Raw genomic sequence first — 19,308 nt, 5'->3', positions numbered from 1 at the left:
GCTTTAATGACAAGCTCAACCATCCGACCCGCCAGCGACTATCCGCCCGGCGGCGATGCCTTTCGCCATCGCCACCTCACCGGCATCGCCCAGCTCACCCCATGGGAGATCAGCTACGTCCTCGACGCCGCCGAAGAGTGGGTCGAAATGAACCGTGCGGGCGCCGCGAAGCATGACGACAAGCTGGCGGGACTGACGATCATCAACGCCTTCTTCGAAAATTCGACCCGCACGCTTCTGTCGTTCGAAATCGCGGGCAAGCGGCTCGGCGCCGACGTCGTCAACATGCACGCCGCGCAGTCGAGCGTGAAGAAGGGCGAAACGCTGATCGACACCGCGATGACGCTGAACGCGATGCGCGCCGACGCGATCGTCATCCGCCATGCCAGCTCGGGCGCGGTGCAGCTCATCGCCGACAAGGTCGATTGCCCCGTCCTCAACGCCGGCGACGGCCGCCACGAGCATCCGACGCAGGCGCTGCTCGATGCGCTCACGATCCGCCGCCGCAAGGGCAAGGTCGAGGGGCTGACCATCGCCATCTGCGGCGACGTGCTGCACAGCCGCGTCGCGCGCTCGAACATCCTCGCACTGACCCTGCTCGGCAACGAAGTGCGCGTGGTCGCGCCGCCGACGCTGATCCCGCCCGCGATCGACCGCATGCACGTGCGCGTCTTCACCGACATGGACGAGGGGCTGAACGACGCCGACGTCGTGATGATGCTCCGCCTCCAGAACGAACGCATGGACGGCGCCTACCTGCCCAGCGCGCGCGAATATCATGCGCTCTACGGCCTGACGCCTAAACGCCTCGAACGGGCAAAGCCCGACGCGATCGTCATGCACCCCGGCCCGATGAACCGCGGGGTCGAGATCGACAGCAGTGTCGCCGACCACCCCACCCGCTCGACGATCACCGAACAGGTCGAAATGGGGGTCGCGGTGCGGATGGCCTGCCTCGACATCCTGACGCGCCGCAAACGGGGAGTGCCGGGATGGAACTGACCCCGCTTCTGATCGCGAACGCCCGCCTGCTCGGCGGCGAGACCGTCGGCCTACTTGTCGTGGACGGCCGCATCGCCGCGCTGAACCCGGCCGAAACGCCCGGCAGCACCGAAACCGTCGATGCAAAGGGCCAGTGGCTCGCCCCCGGCATCATCGACCTCGGCGTCTTCGCGACCGACAAGCCCGCCTTCCATTTCGGCGGTATCACCCGCGCCGCGCTGATGCCGGACAGCGGCCCGCTCGACGGCGCCGGGCTCGTCGAACGCGCCGCAAAGGGTGGCAAGCCCGACCTCTGGGTGCACCCGCTCGCCGCGGCGACGAAGGGCCTCGCGGGCCAGGAACTGGCCGAGATCGGCCTGATGAAGCAGGCGGGCGCCCGCGCCGTCGCCACCGGCCGCGCCCGCATCGCCGACGCCGGCGTGATGCGCCGCGTCCTGAGCTACGCCGCATCGCTCGGCCTTACCGTCATCGTCCATGCCGAGGACGAAGGCCTGACGGCCGGCACCGTCGCCACCGATGGCGAAATGGCGACGCGGCTCGGCCTCGCCTCGGCCCCCGCGGTTGCCGAGGCGATGGCGATCGCCCGCGATCTTTTCCTTGTCGAGGAAACCGGCGCCCCGATCCACTTCCGACAGGTCACGACCGCGCGCGGGCTCGACCTCGTCCGCGCGGCCAAGGCCAGGGGCGTGCCCGTCACCTGCGGCATCACCCCGGCGCACCTGTTTCTCTCCGACACCGCGATCGGCGATTTCCGGACGTTCGCGCGCCTCTCTCCGCCGCTGCGCAGCGAGGACGACCGCCACGCCTGCCTCGCCGCAATCGCCGACGGCACGATCGACGTGCTGGCATCGGGGCACGATCCGCGCGGGCCGGAGGACAAGCGCCTCCCCTTCGCCGAGGCGCAGCCCGGCATGGCCGGCGCCGAAACCCTGCTCGCGATGGGCCTCCAGCTCGTCCGCGACGGCCACATCGCCCCCACTCGTCTCTTCGACCTGCTCGCGGCCAACCCGGCCCGGCTGCTCGGCCTCGACGCCGGGCGGATCGAAGCCGGACTGGACGCCGATGTGATCCTCATCGACGAAGGCACGCCGTGGCAGGTCGATGCCAAGAAGATGGCGGCCTACGCCGGCAACACGCCCTTCGACGGTATGCCCGTACAGGGCCGCGCCACCGCGCTGTGGAAGGGCGGCCAGCGGATTCGATAATCGCTTGCTCGCGTCGACTCTGCTCAACCGGTCGCGCCGCGAGGGCGGAGAGCCGTCGCCGACCTTCGGCTCCGGATTGGATGATGATTGCATCATTCACCTTTCCCACATCATCCTAATGGCTTAATCTCGTCGCCGAAACCGAAGGAGATAGGTCGATGCCCCCCCGCCGCCGCCTTTTGTCCGCTGTCCTGCTGGCCGCCGCCCTGCCGCTCGCTCCCACGCCCGCCGCGTTCGCGCAGACCACCGCCGCCCCCACGCTCCGCACGCCCGACGACCCTACGCTCCGCTCGCCCGACGACATTGTCGTCGAAGGCGAGCATCTGACGGAAAAGGAAGCGCACAAGCGCGCCAGCGCCTTCGTCCGCACGCTCGGCGTCGCGCCCGGCATCTATGCCGACGACAGCGTGGCGCGCTGGACCAAAAAACTCTGTCCCCGGGCGCTTGGCCTGTCGGACGAACATGCCGCGCTTGTCGAAGGCTGGTTTCGCGACACCGCGCGGTCGACGGGCGCCAAGGTCGCCGACGGCAAATGCGAAACCAACGTCGTGCTGCTCTTCGTCGATGACGGGCCGCACTTCATCAAATTGTTCAAGTCGCGCTATCCCGGCCAGTTCGCCGACATGTCGGGCCCCGACATCCGCGACCTTGTCGAACGCGACATGCCGGTGCGCTGGTGGTACTCGGTCCGCCGGTCGAGTGGCGGACTGGGATTCACCGCGCCGCAAAGCGTCCGCAATATCGAGGGCGCCACGATCGTCATCGACGTCAACGATGCCGAGGGCGTGACCCTGCGCGCCGTGACCGACTATGCCGCCTTCGTGGCGCTCAGCGGCATCCGTATCCGCGCCGAGCCCCAACAGAAATCGATCCTTGGCCTGTTCGACGATCGGCAGGGCAAACGCGAACTCACGCTATGGGACCGCCGCTTCCTGACCGCGCTCTATTCGATCCCGCACGAACGCAAGGGACGCTACCAACGCGGAAAACTGGTCGGTGCACTGGCCCGCGACGACGCCGCGGAATGATGGCCGCCCCGCGGTAAAGGCGCCGGATCGACAGCCGGCACCTTCCGTCACCCAACGCCCCCTCATCGCCCCAAGACCCCTCGTCGTCCAAAGCCCATTTCGTCATCCCGGACTTGATCCGGGATCCACCGCCAACGCCGACCTGATGAAGTTCGGGCTGACGAAGGCGAACGAATGACCGAGAAGGCTCCCTCGCCCCGGTCGTGGCCGCGAAAGCGACACGAAAGAGGGCGCGGTCCTCGCGAACCGCGCCCTTCCCCTCGGCCTCCACCATGGCGGAGGCGCCCCAATATTCGTTCAGCGCGAGGCCATCCGCACGGGCTTGCCCGGCGTTGCCGCCGACGCCCACTGGATCGTCTCGCTGCCGCCCATCTGGCGGATAAAGCAGGTCTGACCCTTGGCCTTCAGTTCGCCGCACAGCTTCGATGCGTCGGCGCGCGTCGCCAGCCCGTTGACCGTCAGGCGATAGAAGTTGCGCCCGTTGACCGTCGCCGCATGGCTCGACGCCGGATAATTGCCCAGCATCGCGCTCTTCTTCTTCAGAACGCCCCATTTTTCCTTGGCGATGCCCAAGCTGTCATAGGCGCCAAGCTGCACCGCCCAACCGGTCGGCTTCTTGGAATCGAACGCGATCGCCTTGGGCAGGATCTTCGTCGCCAGTTCCAGCGCCTGCTTCTGCGCCGGGCGAAGGGTCTCGGCGCGTTCGCCGGAAACGCGCGGTGCGGCGCGATAGGGCTTGGCGTCGGCCATGATGATCTCGGCCGCCTTCGGCTGCGGCAGTTCGGTTACCGGGACGACGCCGTTTTCATCGCGCTGCGGCATTGGCAGTTCGATGGTCCGGATCGCAGGCTCGGCCGACGCCAGAACCGCGGCGGGCGCAGCTTCGGCGGCGGGCGGCGGCGGCGCATAGGCCGCGACCGGCGCGGGATCGGCGCTCGCCAGTTCGGCGGGCGCATCGGCCGCCGCGAACGCGGTGCCCGGGAAATTGCTCAGCGCAAGGCGCACCGGCATTCCGGCATCGTCCTGCGCTTTCGTGCCGAGCAGGCTGGCAACGCGCATCTGCGGGTTGGGCTGTTCGGCCAGCTTCGACCATTCGGTCATGCGCGTCTCGACCTTCGCCAGCGACAGGTCCTGCGACGCGACGATGCGCGCCTGCGCCCAGCGGCCGTCAAGCGCGAAAGCCAGCGCCAGGTTCTGGCGCGTGCGCGCATCGGCGTCGGTCGCGCGCGCGGCTTCGGTCAGGACATAGATCGCCGAATTGGTGTCGCCCGACAATGCCAGCGCCAGGCCCATGTCCGATGCCGGAACGACATCGAAATTGCGTTTCAGGAGGTCGGTCGCCTCGGCATTCTTGCCCTGCGCAATATAGGCGAGGGTCAGCGCGATGACGGTGTTGCTGTCCTTCGCGCCCAGTTCCATCGCATCGCTCAGCGCCGACGTGGCCGAAGAAAAGCGGCCGTCCGACAGATACGCCTGACCGAGCAGCGCGCGGAAACCGGCATCGCGGGGGCTGGCGGCGACCGCGGCCTCGGCCAGGCCGACGGCCTTGCTGATCTTGCCCGCCTCCAGCGCTTCGCGCGCCTTGTCGGCCGACTTCGCCGCCGACGCCGGGACCGGCCCGTTCGAAGGCGCGGCATTGGCCATCTTGCTCATGCCGCTGCAACCCGTGGCAAGGCTCAGAACGAAACCCGAAACGGCCAGGTTCATCAAGACTTTGCGGTTCATCATCGGTCCCCTACGGTTTCGTTCAGCTTTGCGACGACCGGCGCGCCGGACGCGCTGCCGGCAGGCGGCTCGCCATCGCGTCGATCTCCGGCAAAGTGGCCAGATATTCGTCGAGCAGGTCGGTCAGGATTACTTGCGACGAGCGGTTCGTCACCGCGCTCGCCAGCCGCAGGCGCAGATGGCGCTCGGCATCGAGGCGCAGGGTGAAGGCCGCCTTTTCGCGGGCCCGCAGGGCGCGCGGCGCGCGTTCGACCTTCGCCTTCGGTGCCGGACGCGCTTCGACCTTGCGCGCCACTGCGGCGACGCGGTCGATCAGCGATTCCTGCTGGCGCACGATTTCGGGAACTTCGACGGCCTCGGGTTCGAAATCCTCGGCCAGCGCGTCGGCCAGCTCGGGGTGCAATTCATGCCCCGGAGCTTCGTCGACCGCCTGTTCGGCTTCCACATTGTGCATCAGCACCGATCCGGCGAGCAACGGCTTCAGATCGACCAGCCGCGTCGATTCCGCCGCGCTCTGGTCGGGATCGACGTCGTAGCCCATGTCGTTCCAGCCAAGATCGTCATAGCTCTGTCCCGCCATCGGCGCGGCGGGGCCGCTGCCGAGCGGCTGGCGGCGCATCGCCGGACGCGCCCCACCCTTGCGGGCCAGCAGTCCTGCGCTCAACGAAGCGAGAGGTTTGGGTTCGCCCATGATTCCCGAACTCCCCGTCACTGGCCGGCGATGCGACGGCCGAAGCCACCGCCCATCGGACGAACGGTACCGTAACCCGGCTGCGCGGGGATCGGCGACGAGAAGACGGTGCGGCGGAAATTCTTTTCCAGCCGGTCGCTGATATAGGTCCACAGCTGGCGGATCTCTTCGGCCGACCGGCCGTTCGGATCGACTTCCATCACCGTGCGGCCATCGATCATCGATGCTGCATAGTCGGTACGGTGATGCAGCGTGATCGGCGCGACGGTGCCGTGCTGCGACAGCGCGACCGCAGCCTCGCTGGTAATCTTGGCCTTGGGCGTCGCGCCGTTGACGACGAACACCAGCGGCTTGCCGGCGCGCTCGCACAGATCGACCGTAGCGCCGACGGCGCGCAGGTCGTGCGGGCTCGGCCGGGTCGGGACGACGATCAGCTCGGCCACCCCGATCACGCTCTGGATCGCCATGGTAATCGCCGGCGGCGTGTCGATGACGGCCAGTTTGAAGCCTTGCTGGCGCAGGATTTCAAGGTCGGAAGCCAGCCGCGCGACCGTGGTCTGGGCAAAGGCCGGAAGATCGGTTTCGCGCTCGTTCCACCAGTCGGCGAGCGAACCCTGCGGGTCGATATCGATGAGGACGACCGGGCCAGCGCCGGCAAGCTGCGCCTGCACCGCGAGATGACCCGACAAGGTGGTTTTACCCGACCCGCCCTTTTGTGAAGCCAATGCCAGAACGCGCACTGCTATCCCCCTAGGAAAACCAAAATCGGCCGGAGGAATGGCATGGAGGGCGCTAAAATTGAGTTAACGATGATAAAAAGAGAATGAACGACCTCTTCGCACTTATGGTAAACAGGTCGTTGACGATCTTCTGTCCCGGACCGGTACGGAATCGGTTTGCCCCCGGGGCGATGCTAACGCGCTGTTAGCCATTTACGGCTAGGGTGCCTGCTGGGGACTGCGGTTGCACGGGGGTGGGCCCGGACGCGGCGCAAGTCATTGGAGAATAACAAGATGCGTTCCTTCCGCACCTTTGCCGTTCTGGCGCTGCCGCTTGCCGCGCTCGCCTTCACCGCCCCTGCGCTCGCCGACGTCAAGGACGGGGTCGATGCGTGGGAAGCCGGGGATTACCAGAAAGCGGTCGCCGAATGGCGTCCGCTCGCCGTTGCCGGCGATCCCGATGCTCAGTTCAACCTCGGTCAGGCGTACAAGCTCGGCCGCGGTGTGCCCGCCGACCTCGGCCAGGCCGAAGTCTGGTATCGCCGCGCCGCGAAACAGGGCCATCTCCAGGCCGAGGACAATCTTGGCCTCATCCTCTTCACCGCGAACAAGCGCGACGAGGCGATGCCGTTTATCAACGCCTCCGCCGCCCGCGGCGAACCGCGCGCGCAATATGTTCTCGGTACCGCGATGTTCAACGGCGACCTCGCGGCCAAGGACTGGCCGCGCGCCTATGCACTGACCAAGCGCGCAAGCGACGCCGGGCTCGACATCGCCTCGGCCCGGCTTGCACAGCTCGACCGGCTGATCCCGCTCGAACAGCGCCAACTCGGCCTGTCGCTGTTGCCGCAGATGGAAAAGGACGAAGCGCGCGTCCGTCTCGCCGCCGTGAACGCCGCCGCGCCCGAACCCGTGAAGCCCCTTCCCTCGCCGATCAAGACCGCCAGCCTCCCGGCATCGGCGCCGGGCGCCAGCTACACGCCGCCGCCCGTGATCGCCCCGACGCCGGCACCGGCCAGAAAACTTTCGAGCCCGGCCGCCATCACCGCCGCCAGCGCAGCGAGCGAAGCCACAGCCGCCGCCGACGCCGCCACCGCGGCCGCGGCGGTCCCGCAAAAGGCCCCGCCGCCCGCCGCAAAGCCCGCGGCGGTCAAGGTCGCGGAAACCAAACCGGTCACGCCGGCCACCCCGGCCGCGAAGCCCGCGCCGGCCAAACCCGTCATCAACGCCGGCACCAGCCCCTGGCGCGCGCAACTCGGCGCCTTCGGGGTAGAGGCGAACGCCCGCAATCTCTGGTCGGCGCTCGGCAAGAAATATCCCGCCGTCGCCGCGCACCAGCCGTCCTATGTGAAGTCCGGCACCGTCACGCGCCTCCAGGCCGGCGGCTTCGCTGCAAAAAGCGATGCCGAAACCTTCTGCGCCACCGTTCGCAAGGGCGGTCAGGCCTGCATGGTCGTCGCCAGGTAGCGGTCGGCCACCCCAGTGGCCGGGGAGCGGAAAGCCGGCGCTTCTTCACCCGCCATCTCCTGACCTGTCATCCCGGACCTGATCCGGGATGACGAAGACGGGCACAGGCAATCCGAGCGGTGGGCAAATCGTCCCTCAATTCCCGTTCGTGCCGGGCGAAGCCGAGGCATCCGTCGAGATTGCCCTCCCCCATCGCGACACGACAGGCCTTACTTAACCGTCCCCGCCTTTTCATCCGCCAGCCGCTTCGCCAGCAACCCGCGCGACCGCTCGGCATAGGCGCGGCACGCGCCGGGCCTGGCGTTGAACCGGCCCTCACCGGCATTGTCGGGATGCGCGGAGATCAGCATGTCGCACTGCAGGGCGTCCATGGTACGGTAACTCTTCTCGAACGCGGCGACGAACGGCGCTCCTGCGGCGCTGGTATAGCGATAGCCGTCGGCCGACACCGGATTCAGGCTCGACGCAAAGACGATCTGCTTGCAGGCCTTGCCCTCGCACGCCGTCCAGCTCCAACTCATGCTGCCCAGCGTGTGCCCCGGCGTTGTATGCGCGGTGATTTCGACACGCCCCAGCGTCAGCGCCTCGCCGTCGCCGATCACGCGCAGCCGCGCGACCGCCGGCCAGGTGCCGCCATAGGCCAGCTGCGGATCGTCCTCCGCCATCGCCCCCGCGCGCAGCCCGTCCGCGCCGCGCGCGCTCGCCACCACCGTCGCGCCGGTATCGCGCGCCAGCGCAGCCAGCCCGCCGGCATGGTCGTAATGCGGCTCGGTGCTCAGAATAAATTTGATGTCTTTGAGGTCAAAACCCAGCGCACGGACATTGGCAAGGATCATCGGCGCGGCCTGCGGCAACGCGCCGTCGACCAGCACCAGCCCCTCGCCCGTGTCGATCAGCGCGACCGACAGTCCGCCGAAACCGACCAGATAGGTCGATCCGAACAGCTTCTCTGGCGGCAGCGGCGCAAGCCATTGCTTTGCCCGTTCGACGGCCATCGGCCGCGTCAGCGGATCGTCGGCGACGGACGGCGGCGCGCTCGCCGTCCCCATGGCCCACAGCGCCAGTGCCAAAGCTTTCATCATCGCCGTATCTCCCTTCGTCCACAGGAATGGCAAGCCGTGCGGCCGTTCACAAAGCATGATTTCTCGACAGGATCATGAAAATAATTGATGACGGGCCATGGACCGCGCCCAACTCCCCTTGAACGCCCTGCGCGCCTTCGAGGCCGCGGCGCGCCACCTCAATTTCACCCGCGCCGGGATCGAACTCTGCGTCAGCCAGGGCGCGGTCAGCCATCAGGTCGCCGAACTCGAGCGGCGTCTCGGCACCCGCCTCTTCCACCGCCTGCCACGCGGGCTCGCGCTCACCGACGAAGGCCATGCGCTCGTCCCCGTCGTCGCCGACGCCTTCGACCGTGTCGCCGCGACGCTCGACCAATATGCGGACGGCCGGTTCCGCGAGGCGCTGAAAGTCGGGGTGGTCGGCACCTTCGCGACCGGCTGGCTGCTCCCGCGCCTCGGCCGCTTCGCCCGCGCCCACCCCGGCATCGACATGCGCATCTCGACCAACAACAATCGCGTCGACCTGGCGGGCGAGGCGCTCGACTATGCGATCCGTTTCGGTGACGGCGCCTGGCACGGCACCCATGCCGAACCGCTCCTCGCGGCCCCCATGGCACCGGTCTGCGCGCCGGCGAGCGCCGCCCGGCTCAAATCGCCCGCCGACCTTGTCCACGAGCCGCTGCTCCGCTCGTACCGCAGCGACGAATGGGCCCTCTGGTTCGCCGCCGCGGGCGTCCCGGCCCCCGTCCTGCGCGGCCCGATCTTCGACAGCTCGGCCCTGATGGCAACCGCCGCGGCCGCCGGCCACGGCGTCGCGCTCGTCCCGACCGCCATGTTCGCCCGCGAGCTTGCGACCGAAACCCTCGTCCAACCCTTCGCGATCGAAATCGACGCCGGCCGCTACTGGCTCACCCGCCTGATGTCGCGCCCCGAAAGCGACGCGATGGCGCAGTTCCGGGGATGGCTGACGGAAGAAATCAACGCGCCCGCTTAATGAAATTTAACTTGGCGTACCTGAATATGTCTTCTTACATTTCTGTCTAATATTGCAGGTTCACAGAAGTATCATGCCCCGCGAATTACCAAAACCTCCTCCTCTCGAGACGGGAATGCCTTACCGTAATTGGCCTAGGGATATCGTGATTCTTTCATTTTTGACGGTGTCCTTGTGGGCGATCACGATAATCTGGATGGTTTCCGGCGGCGACCAATGGATAGAAAACCCGATACATTCGGAATCGGAGGCCTGGCTCTTTGCCTTGAGCGGAGCCGCCTTAGTCTATTTCTTTGTTGCGGGGGTGGTTATGTCCTGGGGCGCCATCCTGGGCCTTCCCACATGCCTTCTTGTCGTCTGCCTATGCCTGTATCGCTTCGGGGCAAAAAGGCGGATGACACTGGCAAGTCTGATTACGGCTGCGATCTTCATCGGCATTCCCATGATCCTGAATCATCAAGAGGAAAGGCGCCTTGCCGCAGTATATACCGAGCAGGACAGCGCCCTTCCCTCCAGCGTTAATCGCGCTATCGAACTGAAGAGCGACACGCCAAGGATCGGACATTATCCGGTCCGCTGCGATAGCGACTGCCTCGATCTGATGACGTTCGGCCGCGCGAGCTCGGTCACCCGAACATTCCCGAAAGCGAGCGGCCCGACCGATGCACAGGCCACGTTCCAGAATTTTCACTTGGGAGTTGGCGGTCCGGATTGCGCCGGGCCGACCTTCGAGAACTTCTGCGCCCATGCAACGAACGAGACCATACCGGACGACCGGCTCATACTCACTCTGGAAACCGTCACTCCGCGGCGCGAAGATGGGGGTCAGATATATGTTCGACGCCTTTCGGTGCGCGATACATCCAAGTCAGCAGAGCCGGTTACGACGGCCACGCGCTTTATTTTTTCCCACTACTCCGGGCTGCTGAATATCGCTTGGGGAGAGAATGGATTCTATCTTCGCAGGACGGGGCTACCGACCATCACCTCCAGCCTCGACGCGAACCTCCGTCGCGCCTTTGTTGCCAATCGGTCGTGGAACGGCAGGAATTACCCATTCCGCTGATCTTACCCCATCACCCAGTTCCGCCGCGAATAACCCTGCGCCCATAGCAGCGCGGTCAGGTCGTGATGCCGGATCACCGCATCAGCCGCTTCCGCCGCCGCGGGATGCGGGTGGTATCCGATCCCCAGACCCGCATTGGTAATCATCGGGATGTCGTTCGCGCCATCGCCGACCGCCAGCGTCTCGGCCAGCGGCAGGCCGTGCGTCGCCGCCTCGGCCTTCAGCGTCGCCAGCTTCGCGCCCGAATCGACGATCGGTTCGCCGACCTTGCCGGTCAGCTTGCCGCCTTCGATCACCAGCGTGTTCGCGACGACGGTGTCAAAACCGATCGCCTCGCCCACCGGGCCGGCAAAGGCCGAAAAACCACCCGTCACCAGCACCGCGCGCGCGCCGTGCGCTTTCATCGTCTGGACCAGCGTGCGGGCGCCGCGGGTCAACTTCACACGTTCCATCCGGCATTCGGTCAGCACCGCCTCGTCGAGGCCGGCAAGCAACGCGACCCGCTCGGCCAGCGCGCCGCGAAAATCGACCTCGCCGCGCATCGCCTTTGCGGTGATCGCCGCGACCTCGTCCTTGATCCCGGCATAATCGGCCAGTTCGTCGATGCATTCGACCGTGATCATCGTCGAATCCATGTCGGCGATGATCAGTTTCTTGGTCCGATCGCCCAGCGGCTGGACGACGATGTCGAGCGCGCCATGGTCCATCTTCGCCAGTTCCGCGCGCGCGCTGACCAGGCTGCCCTGAAAAACGATATCGGCCGCATCATGTTCGTCGATCCAGTGCGGCGCGCCGACATCATGTCCCGTCGCGGCAAGCCGGTCGAGCCCTTCGCGAACCACCTCGTCGGTCAGCTTTCCGGCTGCTATCAGCGTGGCTACGAACATGGCATCTCCTTCACTCTTCTCCGGGCGGCGGCCCGTCGCGCTTATTGCCGGACCCACCGCAAGCGGCAAGAGCGCTTTGGCGGTCGCGCTCGCAAAAGCGCTGATCGACACCGGCACCGACGCGCAGGTCGTCAACGCCGACGCCAGCCAGGTCTATGCCGACCTCGCGATTCTCTCGGCACGCCCCTCGGACGACGAGATGGACGGAGTGTCCCACCACCTCTTCGGCCACATCGACGGCGCCGACGCGCATAATGCCGCGCGCTGGTCCGACGAAGCGCGCGGCGTGATCGATCACGCCCATACGACCGGGAAGGTTCCCATTCTCGTCGGCGGGACCGGACTCTATCTGCGCACGCTGCTGTTCGGTATCGCCCCGGTGCCGGCCATCGACCCCGACGTCCGCGACGCGGTCCGTGCTCTCCCGGTTGACGAGGCTTATGCCGCGCTGGCGATCGCCGATCCCGCGGCCGCCGCGCGCCTCAACCCCGCCGACACGACCCGTGTGGCCCGCGCGCTGGAGGTCGTCCGATCGACCGGCCGGCCGCTTGCCGACTGGCAACAGGATCGCGAGGGCGGCATTGCCGGCGACATCGCGCTCGCCCCGCTTGTCCTCCTGCCGCCACGCGACTGGCTGCGCGACCGCTGCGATCGGCGGCTCGTCCAGATGTTCGAAGGCGGCGCGATCGACGAGGCGGCAGCGCTCGTCGCGCGCGATCTCGACCCCGCCCTGCCTGTCATGCGCGCGATCGGCGTGCCACAGATCGCCGCCTTGCTTGGCGGCAAGATCAGCCGCGACGACGCGCTCGAACAGGCACAAGCGGCGACCCGCCACTATGCAAAGCGCCAGTTCACCTGGTTCCGGCACCAGCCTCCGCCCGACTGGCCGAGGCATCACGAGTCACTAAACATCGATTCTATTGATCATTTCGCAATTAAATTACGCTATAGGCTGTTGACAAGATAGAATCATACACCTATTGCCCGCAACCTTGTTGCAGCGCACAAGCGCGTCCGTTTGTGTGCCCGCCGGGTGAAGGAAAGGAGTTTCGTCGTGACGGAAATGAGTGGTGCCGACATGGTGGTTCAGGCGCTGGTCGATCTCGGGGTCGACACGGTGTTCGGCTATCCGGGCGGCGCGGTCCTTCCCATCTATGACGCGCTCTTCAACCACCCGACGATCCAGCATGTCCTCGTCCGCCACGAACAGGCGGCGACCCATGCGGCAGAGGGCTATGCGCGCTCGACCGGCAAGCCGGGCGTCGTCCTCGTCACCTCGGGCCCCGGCGCGACCAATGCCGTCACCGGCATCACCGACGCGCTGCTCGATTCGATCCCGATGGTCGTGCTCACCGGGCAGGTGTCGACCGCGCTGATCGGCACCGACGCCTTCCAGGAATGCGACACGGTGGGCATCACGCGCCACTGCACCAAGCATAATTATCTGGTGATGGACCCCGACCGGCTCGGCCCGATCCTGCACGAGGCGTTCCACATCGCAACCCACGGGCGCCCCGGCCCCGTCGTGATCGACATTCCCAAGAATGTGCAGGTTGCGACCGGGGAATATGTCGTGCCGGAGAAAATTCAGCACAAAAGCTATCGCCCGCAGGTCGAACCCGATGCCGACGCGATCAGCCAGGCCATCGACATGATCGCCGCGGCCGAACGCCCGATCTTCTATACCGGCGGCGGCGTGATCAATGCCGGCCCCGACGCCAGCGCGGCCTTGCGCCAGCTTGTGTCGCTGACCGGCGCGCCGATCACCTCGACGCTGATGGGCCTCGGCGCTTTCCCGGCCGACGATCCGAAGTGGCTCGGCATGCTCGGCATGCACGGCACCTATGAATCGAACATGGCGATGAACCGCGCCGACCTGATCATCGCGGTCGGCGCGCGCTTCGACGACCGGGTGACCGGCCGCCTCGACGCCTTCGCGCCAGAGGCGAAGAAGATCCACATCGACATCGACCGCAGTTCGATCAACAAGATCGTCCCCGTCGACCTCGCGATCGTCGGCGACGCGGGCCGGGCGCTCGATGCGTTGATCGCGGCCTGGGCCGACAAGGGTCACCGGGCGCGCGACCTTGGCGAGTGGTGGCGCCGCGTCGATGGCTGGCGCGCGACGCGCTGCCTCGACTTCCCCGAAAAGAAGGACGCCGGCGCCGACATCATGCCGCAGCGCGCGGTGAAGGCGCTGTTCGACGCGACGCGCGGCCGCGACCCGATCATCACGACCGAGGTCGGCCAGCACCAGATGTGGGCCGCCCAGCATTTCGGCTTCTCGGCGCCCAACCGCTGGCTCACCAGCGGCGGGCTCGGCACGATGGGGTACGGCTTTCCCGCCGCGGTCGGCGCGCAGATCGCGCACCCGAACCGCCTCGTCATCTGCATCGCGGGCGAAGCCTCGCTCCAGATGAACATCCAGGAAATGGGCACGGTCAGCCAGTACCGCCTGCCGGTGAAGATCTTCATCCTCAACAATGAATGGATGGGGATGGTCCGCCAGTGGCAGGAACTGACCTACGAAAGCCGCTATTCGAACAGCTATTCGGACAGCCTGCCCGATTTCGTGAAGCTCGCCGCGGCTTATGGCTGGACGGGCCTGCGCATCGACACGCTCGGCGAACTGGAGGACGGCATCAAGACGATGATCGAGACCCCCGGTCCGGTAATCGTCGACTGCCGCGTCGCAAAGCTCGCCAACTGCTTCCCGATGATCCCGAGCGGAGCGGCGCACACCGACATGATCCTCCAGCCGAGCGACGTGACCGGGACGATGGACGACGAAGCCAAGGCACTGGTGTGATGATGGCAAACGCTTTCCATCCCCTCCCGCAAGCGGGAGGGGCAGCGAGGCTTGCGAACTTGTTCGCTAGCCGCAGCGGGGTGGGCATCGCCACGCCGCTTGCTCGCTCCGCTCGCGCCCACCCCTCGATCCCCTCCCGCAAGCGGGAGGGGAAGGAATAATCATGAAAATCAAGACCGAAGCCGGCGAGCGCCATGTGCTCGCCATCACCGTCGATAACGAAGCGGGCGTGCTGGCCAAGATCACCGGCCTGTTCACCGCGCGCGGCTATAATATCGAAAGCCTGACCGTGGCCGACATCAGTTCGGACCATGCGCTCTCGCGCATCACCATCGTCACCAACGGTCCGCCGCCGGTGATCGACCAGATCATCGCCCAGCTCGACCGGCTCGTCCCCGTGCACCGCGTCATCGACCTCGCCGACGGCGGCGCGCATGTCGAACGCGAGATCGCGCTGGTGAAGGTCGCGGGCACCGGCGACAAGCGGATCGAGGCGCTGCGCATGGCCGACGTCTTCCGCGCGAAGGTCGTCGACACGACGCTCACCAGCTTCATCTTCGAAATCACCGGTAACAGCGACAAGGTCGACCGCTTCATCGCGCTGATGCGCGAATGCGGGCTGGTCGAGGTCGGCCGCACCGGCGTCGTCGCCATCGGCCGCGGGTCGGAGGCGCTCTAGGGTTTACCACTAACTTCGTCATCCCGGCGAAAGCCGGGATCTCACCGTTGCCGAAGAACGCGAGGGCGGGATCCCGGCCTTCGCCGGGATGACGATCAAGCCATATACGAAGGGGTTTAGGACAATGCAGGTTTATTACGATCGCGACGCCGACCAGGATCTGATCAAGGGCAAGAAGGTCGCCGTCGTCGGCTACGGCAGCCAGGGTCACGCCCATGCGCAGAACATGCGCGACAGCGGCGTCAAGGAAGTCGCGATCGCGCTCCGCCCCGGTTCGCCCACCGCGAAAAAGGCCGAAGCCGCGGGCTTCAAGGTGCTGTCGAACAAGGACGCCGCCGAATGGGCCGACGTGATCATGATCGCCGCCCCCGACGAACATCAGGCGAAAATCTACGCCGACGACATCGGTCCGCACATGAAACCCGGCGCCGCGCTCGCCTTCGCGCACGGCCTCAACATCCACTTCGGCCTGATCGAGGCGCGTGCAGACATCGACGTCTTCATGGTCGCGCCGAAGGGCCCCGGCCACACCGTACGCAGCGAATATCAAAAGGGCGGCGGCGTCCCCTGCCTGATCGCCGTCGCGCAGGAAGCGCAGGGCGCGGGCGCGTCGGGCAACGGCTTCGCCAAGGCGCTCGCCCTCTCCTACGCCTCGGCCGTCGGCGGCGGCCGCAGCGGCATCATCGAGACGACGTTCAAGGAAGAGTGCGAAACCGACCTGTTCGGCGAGCAGGCGGTGCTCTGCGGCGGCATCACCCACCTCATCCAGGCGGGCTTCGAAACGCTGGTCGAGGCGGGCTACGCCCCCGAAATGGCCTATTTCGAGTGCCTCCACGAAACCAAGCTGATCGTCGACCTCCTCTATGAAGGCGGCATCGCCAACATGCGCTACTCGATCTCGAACACCGCCGAGTACGGCGACATCAAGACCGGCCCGCGCATCATCACCGACGAGACAAAGGCCGAGATGAAGCGCGTCCTCGCCGACATCCAGTCGGGCCGCTTCGTCAAGGACTTCGTCCTCGACAACCAGGCCGGCCAGCCCGAGCTGAAGGCCAGCCGCAAGGCCGCCGCCGCGCACCCGATCGAACAGACGGGCGCCAGGCTGCGCGCGATGATGCCCTGGATCGCCAAGAACCAGCTCGTCGACAAGTCGAAGAACTGACGGACCATCCTCCCTGCCGCGAAGCGACAGGGAGGGGGACCGCCGCGAAACGGTGGTGGAGGGGCAGAAACCTCGGCGTAACGGCCCCTCCGTCAGTGCTTCACGCTGCCACCTCCCCATGGCCTTCGGCCACAGGCGAAGATCAGGCGGCCTTCCGGATGACGAGGCAAGGCGCTAGGACCGGGGCATGTCCTCCGACCTTTCCTTCGCCTGCACCTGCGGCACGATCACGGGGACGCTGCTGAACGTCGGCCCCGATCAGGGCGATCATGTCATATGCCACTGCACCGACTGCCAGGACCTGACGCATTATCTGGGCCATGCCGCGCGCGTGCTCGACGCGCACGGCGGCACGCCGCTCTATCAGTCGCGCTGCGCGCGCATGAAAATTCGATCGGGCCGCGACCAACTCGCCTGCGTTCACCTGACCGACAAACCGACGCTTCGCTGGTACGCCGCCTGTTGCCGGACGCCCTTGTTCAACAGCTACAGGAACGGTCGGATTCCCTATATCACGACCCAGCTCGCCGCCTGCGACCCGGCGGCGCGCGACCGGCTGACCGGCGCGCCGCGCGGGCATCTCTTCACCGCGGACGCCATCGGCGACACCAGCGCATTGCCGAAAATGAGCATGGGCACGCTGATGCGGCGCTTCTTCCCGCGCATGGTCCGCGACATGCTGTCGGGCGATCGGCGACGCTGCGAATTGTTCGATCCCGACACGCTCGAACCGATCGCCGCTCCGCACCGGTTGACCGCCGAGGAACGACAGGGGCTGCGGCGCGACTGACCGCGGCTCGAAGGCTTTGCCTTTCGGGATATCCGGCGGCTCCCGCGAAAGCGGGCAGGACGAAAAAAGGAACAGGATCGTGACCTCCCCCTTCTCCGCGCTCCGCGCCGACCTCGCGTCGCTGGGCGCCGCCGACCGCCGCCGCACGCTCACCCCGCGTACCGGCATCGACTTCGCCTCGAACGACTATCTGGCGCTGGCCGGCTCCTACGCCCTCAACGAAGCGCTGACGCAAGGCTTGCGGCGCGGCCTCCCCGCCGGCTCGGGCGGTTCGCGCCTGCTGCGTGGCAACCATCCCGAACATGAAGCGCTCGAAACCCACGCCGCGCGCCACTACGGCAGCGAGACCGCGCTGTTCTTCCCGACCGGCTTCGCCGCCAACGCCGGGCTCTTCGCCACGCTGCCACAGCGCGGCGACCTCGTTGTCCACGACGAATTCATCCACGCCAGCGCGCACGACGGGATGAAGCTCGGCCGCGCCGGCACGGTCGCGGCGCGCCACAATGACGCCCAGTCCTTTGACGACCTGATCGCGCGATGGCGGCGCGGCGGCGGCGCGGGAACGCCGTGGATTGCGGCCGAAAGCCTCTATTCGATGGACGGCGACCGCGCTCCGCTCGCCGACCTCGCCGCCGTCGCCGACCGCCACGGCGCGGTGCTCGTCATCGACGAGGCGCATGCGACCGGCGTCTATGGTCCCGCCGGACAGGGGCTCGCGCACGACCTCGTGGGCCGCGAAAACCTCATCACGCTCCACACCTGCGGCAAGGCGCTCGGGGCCGAGGGCGCACTGCTCTGCGCGCCCGCGATCGTCCGCGACTTCCTCGTCAACCGCGGCCGGCCCTTCATCTTCTCGACCGCGCCGTCGCCGCTGATGGCGTGGCTCGTCCACCAGGCTCTCGAAATCGTCGCCAACGAACCCGAACGCGCCGCCCGCCTCCACGGCCTCGTCCGCCATACCGAAACGCGCCTCGCCAGGCTCGGCCTGCCCGCCAGCGGTAGCCAGATCTTTCCGGTCGTCATCGGCGACAACGCCCGCACGATGCGAATCGCCGCCGCGTTGCAGGCCGATGGCTTCGACATTCGCGGCATCCGACCTCCGACGGTCGCGCCCGGCACCGCGCGGCTGCGCATCGCGATCACGCTGAATGTCGGCGAACGCGAAATCGACGCGATGACGGAAAGGCTTTCGGCCGCTATGGCCGCGGCATGACCCGTTTCGTCATCACCGGCACCGACACCGGCATCGGCAAGACCATCTTCTCCGCGGCGCTGGCGGGCGCGACCGGCGCCCCTTATTGGAAGCCGATCCAGTCGGGTCTCGAAGAGGAAACCGACAGCGAAGTCGTCAAAAAGCTCCTCCCTCTTGCCCCGCAACAGCGCGGAACGATCCTCGCCGAAGCCTACCGGCTGCAAACCCCCGCCTCGCCGCACCTCGCGGCCGAGATCGACGACGTGACGATCGACCCCGACGCTCTCACCCCTCCCCCCGGCGACCTGATTGTCGAAGGCGCGGGCGGCGCGCTCGTCCCCGTCACCCGCACGCTTCTGTACGCCGACCTCTTCGCGCGCTGGCACATCCCGGTGATCGTCTGCGCGCGCACCAGCCTCGGCACGATCAACCACAGCCTGCTGACGATCGAGGCGCTGAAAAGTCGCGGCGTGCCCATCCACGGCCTCGCCTTCCTCGGCGATCCGGTGCCCGACAGCGAAGCGATCATCCCCGGCATCGGCGGCGTCCGCCGCCTCGGCCGGCTGCCGATCGTCGCCCCGCTGACGCCGGACAATCTGGCGGCCGCCTTCGCCGCCAACTTCGATCTCGCGGACTTTCAATAGGGTCAGGACCCATTCATTCCACGATCGAGGCTTGAAGCGATTTTGTTCAGGGCGAGGAGGAAAGGCGAAGGAATATGTCGATATTTTCAGACTTTTTGACGAAGCCATGGGCAAAATCGGTCAAATCCCGAAGGGACGCCGAAATGGCTTCGATCGCGGAATGAACGGGTCCTGACCCTAGCTC

Annotated in this window: 18 protein-coding genes; 13 read left to right on the top strand and 5 right to left on the bottom strand. The window is 66.8% G+C overall.

The window, feature by feature from the left end; translation table 11 throughout:
• The first annotated feature begins 6 nt into the window (after positions 1-6).
• The 3 genes from JNM03_RS07840 (at position 7) to JNM03_RS07830 (ending at position 3,235) form a co-directional block, all read left to right on the top strand.
• A complete protein-coding gene (locus tag JNM03_RS07840) occupies positions 7-1,002 on the top strand; it encodes an aspartate carbamoyltransferase catalytic subunit (protein ID WP_294035893.1) in 996 nt (331 codons plus the stop codon).
• Entirely contained in the window at positions 993-2,207 is a 1,215-nt protein-coding gene (locus tag JNM03_RS07835) for a dihydroorotase family protein (RefSeq protein ID WP_294035891.1), read from the top strand. The genes JNM03_RS07840 and JNM03_RS07835 overlap by 10 nt, the downstream gene beginning before the upstream one ends.
• A 158-nt stretch (positions 2,208-2,365) precedes the next feature.
• Entirely contained in the window at positions 2,366-3,235 is an 870-nt protein-coding gene (locus tag JNM03_RS07830; protein ID WP_294035889.1) for a hypothetical protein, read from the top strand.
• 297 nt (positions 3,236-3,532) lie between these two features.
• On the opposite strand, the gene JNM03_RS07825 is transcribed toward JNM03_RS07830, so the two are convergent.
• From JNM03_RS07825 to JNM03_RS07815, 3 genes are read right to left on the bottom strand one after another with little or no spacing between them, the layout of a single operon-like run.
• Positions 3,533-4,963, bottom strand: coding sequence for an SPOR domain-containing protein (locus tag JNM03_RS07825; protein ID WP_294035887.1), 1,431 nt, complete (start codon positions 4,961-4,963; stop codon positions 3,533-3,535).
• A 19-nt stretch (positions 4,964-4,982) separates the two neighbouring features.
• A complete protein-coding gene (locus JNM03_RS07820) occupies positions 4,983-5,651 on the bottom strand; it encodes a hypothetical protein (protein ID WP_294035885.1) in 669 nt (222 codons plus the stop codon).
• Between the two features lie 17 nt (positions 5,652-5,668).
• Positions 5,669-6,391, bottom strand: coding sequence for a ParA family protein (locus tag JNM03_RS07815; protein ID WP_294035883.1), 723 nt, complete (start codon positions 6,389-6,391; stop codon positions 5,669-5,671).
• 273 nt (positions 6,392-6,664) lie between these two features.
• On the opposite strand from JNM03_RS07815, the gene JNM03_RS07810 reads away from it, so the two are divergent.
• The gene (locus tag JNM03_RS07810) at positions 6,665-7,837 is read left to right on the top strand and encodes an SPOR domain-containing protein (RefSeq protein ID WP_294035881.1); all 1,173 of its coding nucleotides are present in this window, start codon (positions 6,665-6,667) and stop codon (positions 7,835-7,837) included.
• 209 nt (positions 7,838-8,046) lie between these two features.
• Here JNM03_RS07810 and bla read toward each other — a convergent pair whose 3' ends face one another.
• On the bottom strand, positions 8,047-8,886 hold the full coding sequence (gene bla, locus JNM03_RS07805) for a subclass B3 metallo-beta-lactamase (RefSeq protein ID WP_294035939.1): 840 nt from the start codon (positions 8,884-8,886) through the stop codon (positions 8,047-8,049).
• Between the two features lie 130 nt (positions 8,887-9,016).
• Here bla and JNM03_RS07800 point away from each other — a divergent pair, with 130 nt between their 5' ends.
• Both JNM03_RS07800 and JNM03_RS07795 read left to right on the top strand, forming a co-directional pair.
• The gene (locus JNM03_RS07800) at positions 9,017-9,892 is read left to right on the top strand and encodes a LysR family transcriptional regulator (protein WP_294035879.1); all 876 of its coding nucleotides are present in this window, start codon (positions 9,017-9,019) and stop codon (positions 9,890-9,892) included.
• A 145-nt stretch (positions 9,893-10,037) separates the two neighbouring features.
• The gene (locus JNM03_RS07795) at positions 10,038-10,958 is read left to right on the top strand and encodes a hypothetical protein (protein WP_294035877.1); all 921 of its coding nucleotides are present in this window, start codon (positions 10,038-10,040) and stop codon (positions 10,956-10,958) included.
• A 2-nt stretch (positions 10,959-10,960) separates the two neighbouring features.
• On the opposite strand, the gene serB is transcribed toward JNM03_RS07795, so the two are convergent.
• Positions 10,961-11,845 carry a phosphoserine phosphatase SerB gene (gene serB / locus JNM03_RS07790; protein WP_294035875.1) on the bottom strand — a complete coding sequence of 295 codons (885 nt, stop codon included), beginning with the start codon at positions 11,843-11,845 and terminating at the stop codon, positions 10,961-10,963.
• On the opposite strand from serB, the gene miaA reads away from it, so the two are divergent.
• From miaA to bioD, 7 genes are all read left to right on the top strand, one after another.
• On the top strand, positions 11,844-12,812 hold the full coding sequence (gene miaA, locus JNM03_RS07785; RefSeq protein ID WP_294035874.1) for a tRNA (adenosine(37)-N6)-dimethylallyltransferase MiaA: 969 nt from the start codon (positions 11,844-11,846) through the stop codon (positions 12,810-12,812). The genes serB and miaA overlap by 2 nt on opposite strands.
• Before the next feature lie 87 nt (positions 12,813-12,899).
• A complete protein-coding gene (gene ilvB, locus JNM03_RS07780; protein ID WP_294035873.1) occupies positions 12,900-14,654 on the top strand; it encodes a biosynthetic-type acetolactate synthase large subunit in 1,755 nt (584 codons plus the stop codon).
• A 163-nt stretch (positions 14,655-14,817) separates the two neighbouring features.
• Entirely contained in the window at positions 14,818-15,333 is a 516-nt protein-coding gene (gene ilvN / locus JNM03_RS07775) for an acetolactate synthase small subunit (protein WP_294035872.1), read from the top strand.
• 124 nt (positions 15,334-15,457) lie between these two features.
• On the top strand, positions 15,458-16,498 hold the full coding sequence (ilvC, locus tag JNM03_RS07770) for a ketol-acid reductoisomerase (RefSeq protein WP_294035870.1): 1,041 nt from the start codon (positions 15,458-15,460) through the stop codon (positions 16,496-16,498).
• A gap of 187 nt (positions 16,499-16,685) precedes the next feature.
• Positions 16,686-17,288, top strand: a complete 603-nt coding sequence (locus JNM03_RS07765) for a DUF6151 family protein (protein ID WP_294035868.1) — start codon at positions 16,686-16,688, stop codon at positions 17,286-17,288.
• Positions 17,289-17,367: 79 nt separating this feature from the next.
• Positions 17,368-18,501 carry an 8-amino-7-oxononanoate synthase gene (locus JNM03_RS07760; protein ID WP_294035866.1) on the top strand — a complete coding sequence of 378 codons (1,134 nt, stop codon included), beginning with the start codon at positions 17,368-17,370 and terminating at the stop codon, positions 18,499-18,501.
• Entirely contained in the window at positions 18,498-19,124 is a 627-nt protein-coding gene (bioD, locus tag JNM03_RS07755; protein ID WP_294035864.1) for a dethiobiotin synthase, read from the top strand. The genes JNM03_RS07760 and bioD overlap by 4 nt, the downstream gene beginning before the upstream one ends.
• Positions 19,125-19,308: the final 184 nt, after the last annotated feature.

The sequence above is a fragment of the Sphingopyxis sp. genome (assembly GCF_016793825.1).
In the GTDB taxonomy this organism is placed as follows: Bacteria; Pseudomonadota; Alphaproteobacteria; order Sphingomonadales; family Sphingomonadaceae; genus Sphingopyxis.
This window is presented reverse-complemented; position numbering and strand designations above follow the sequence as displayed.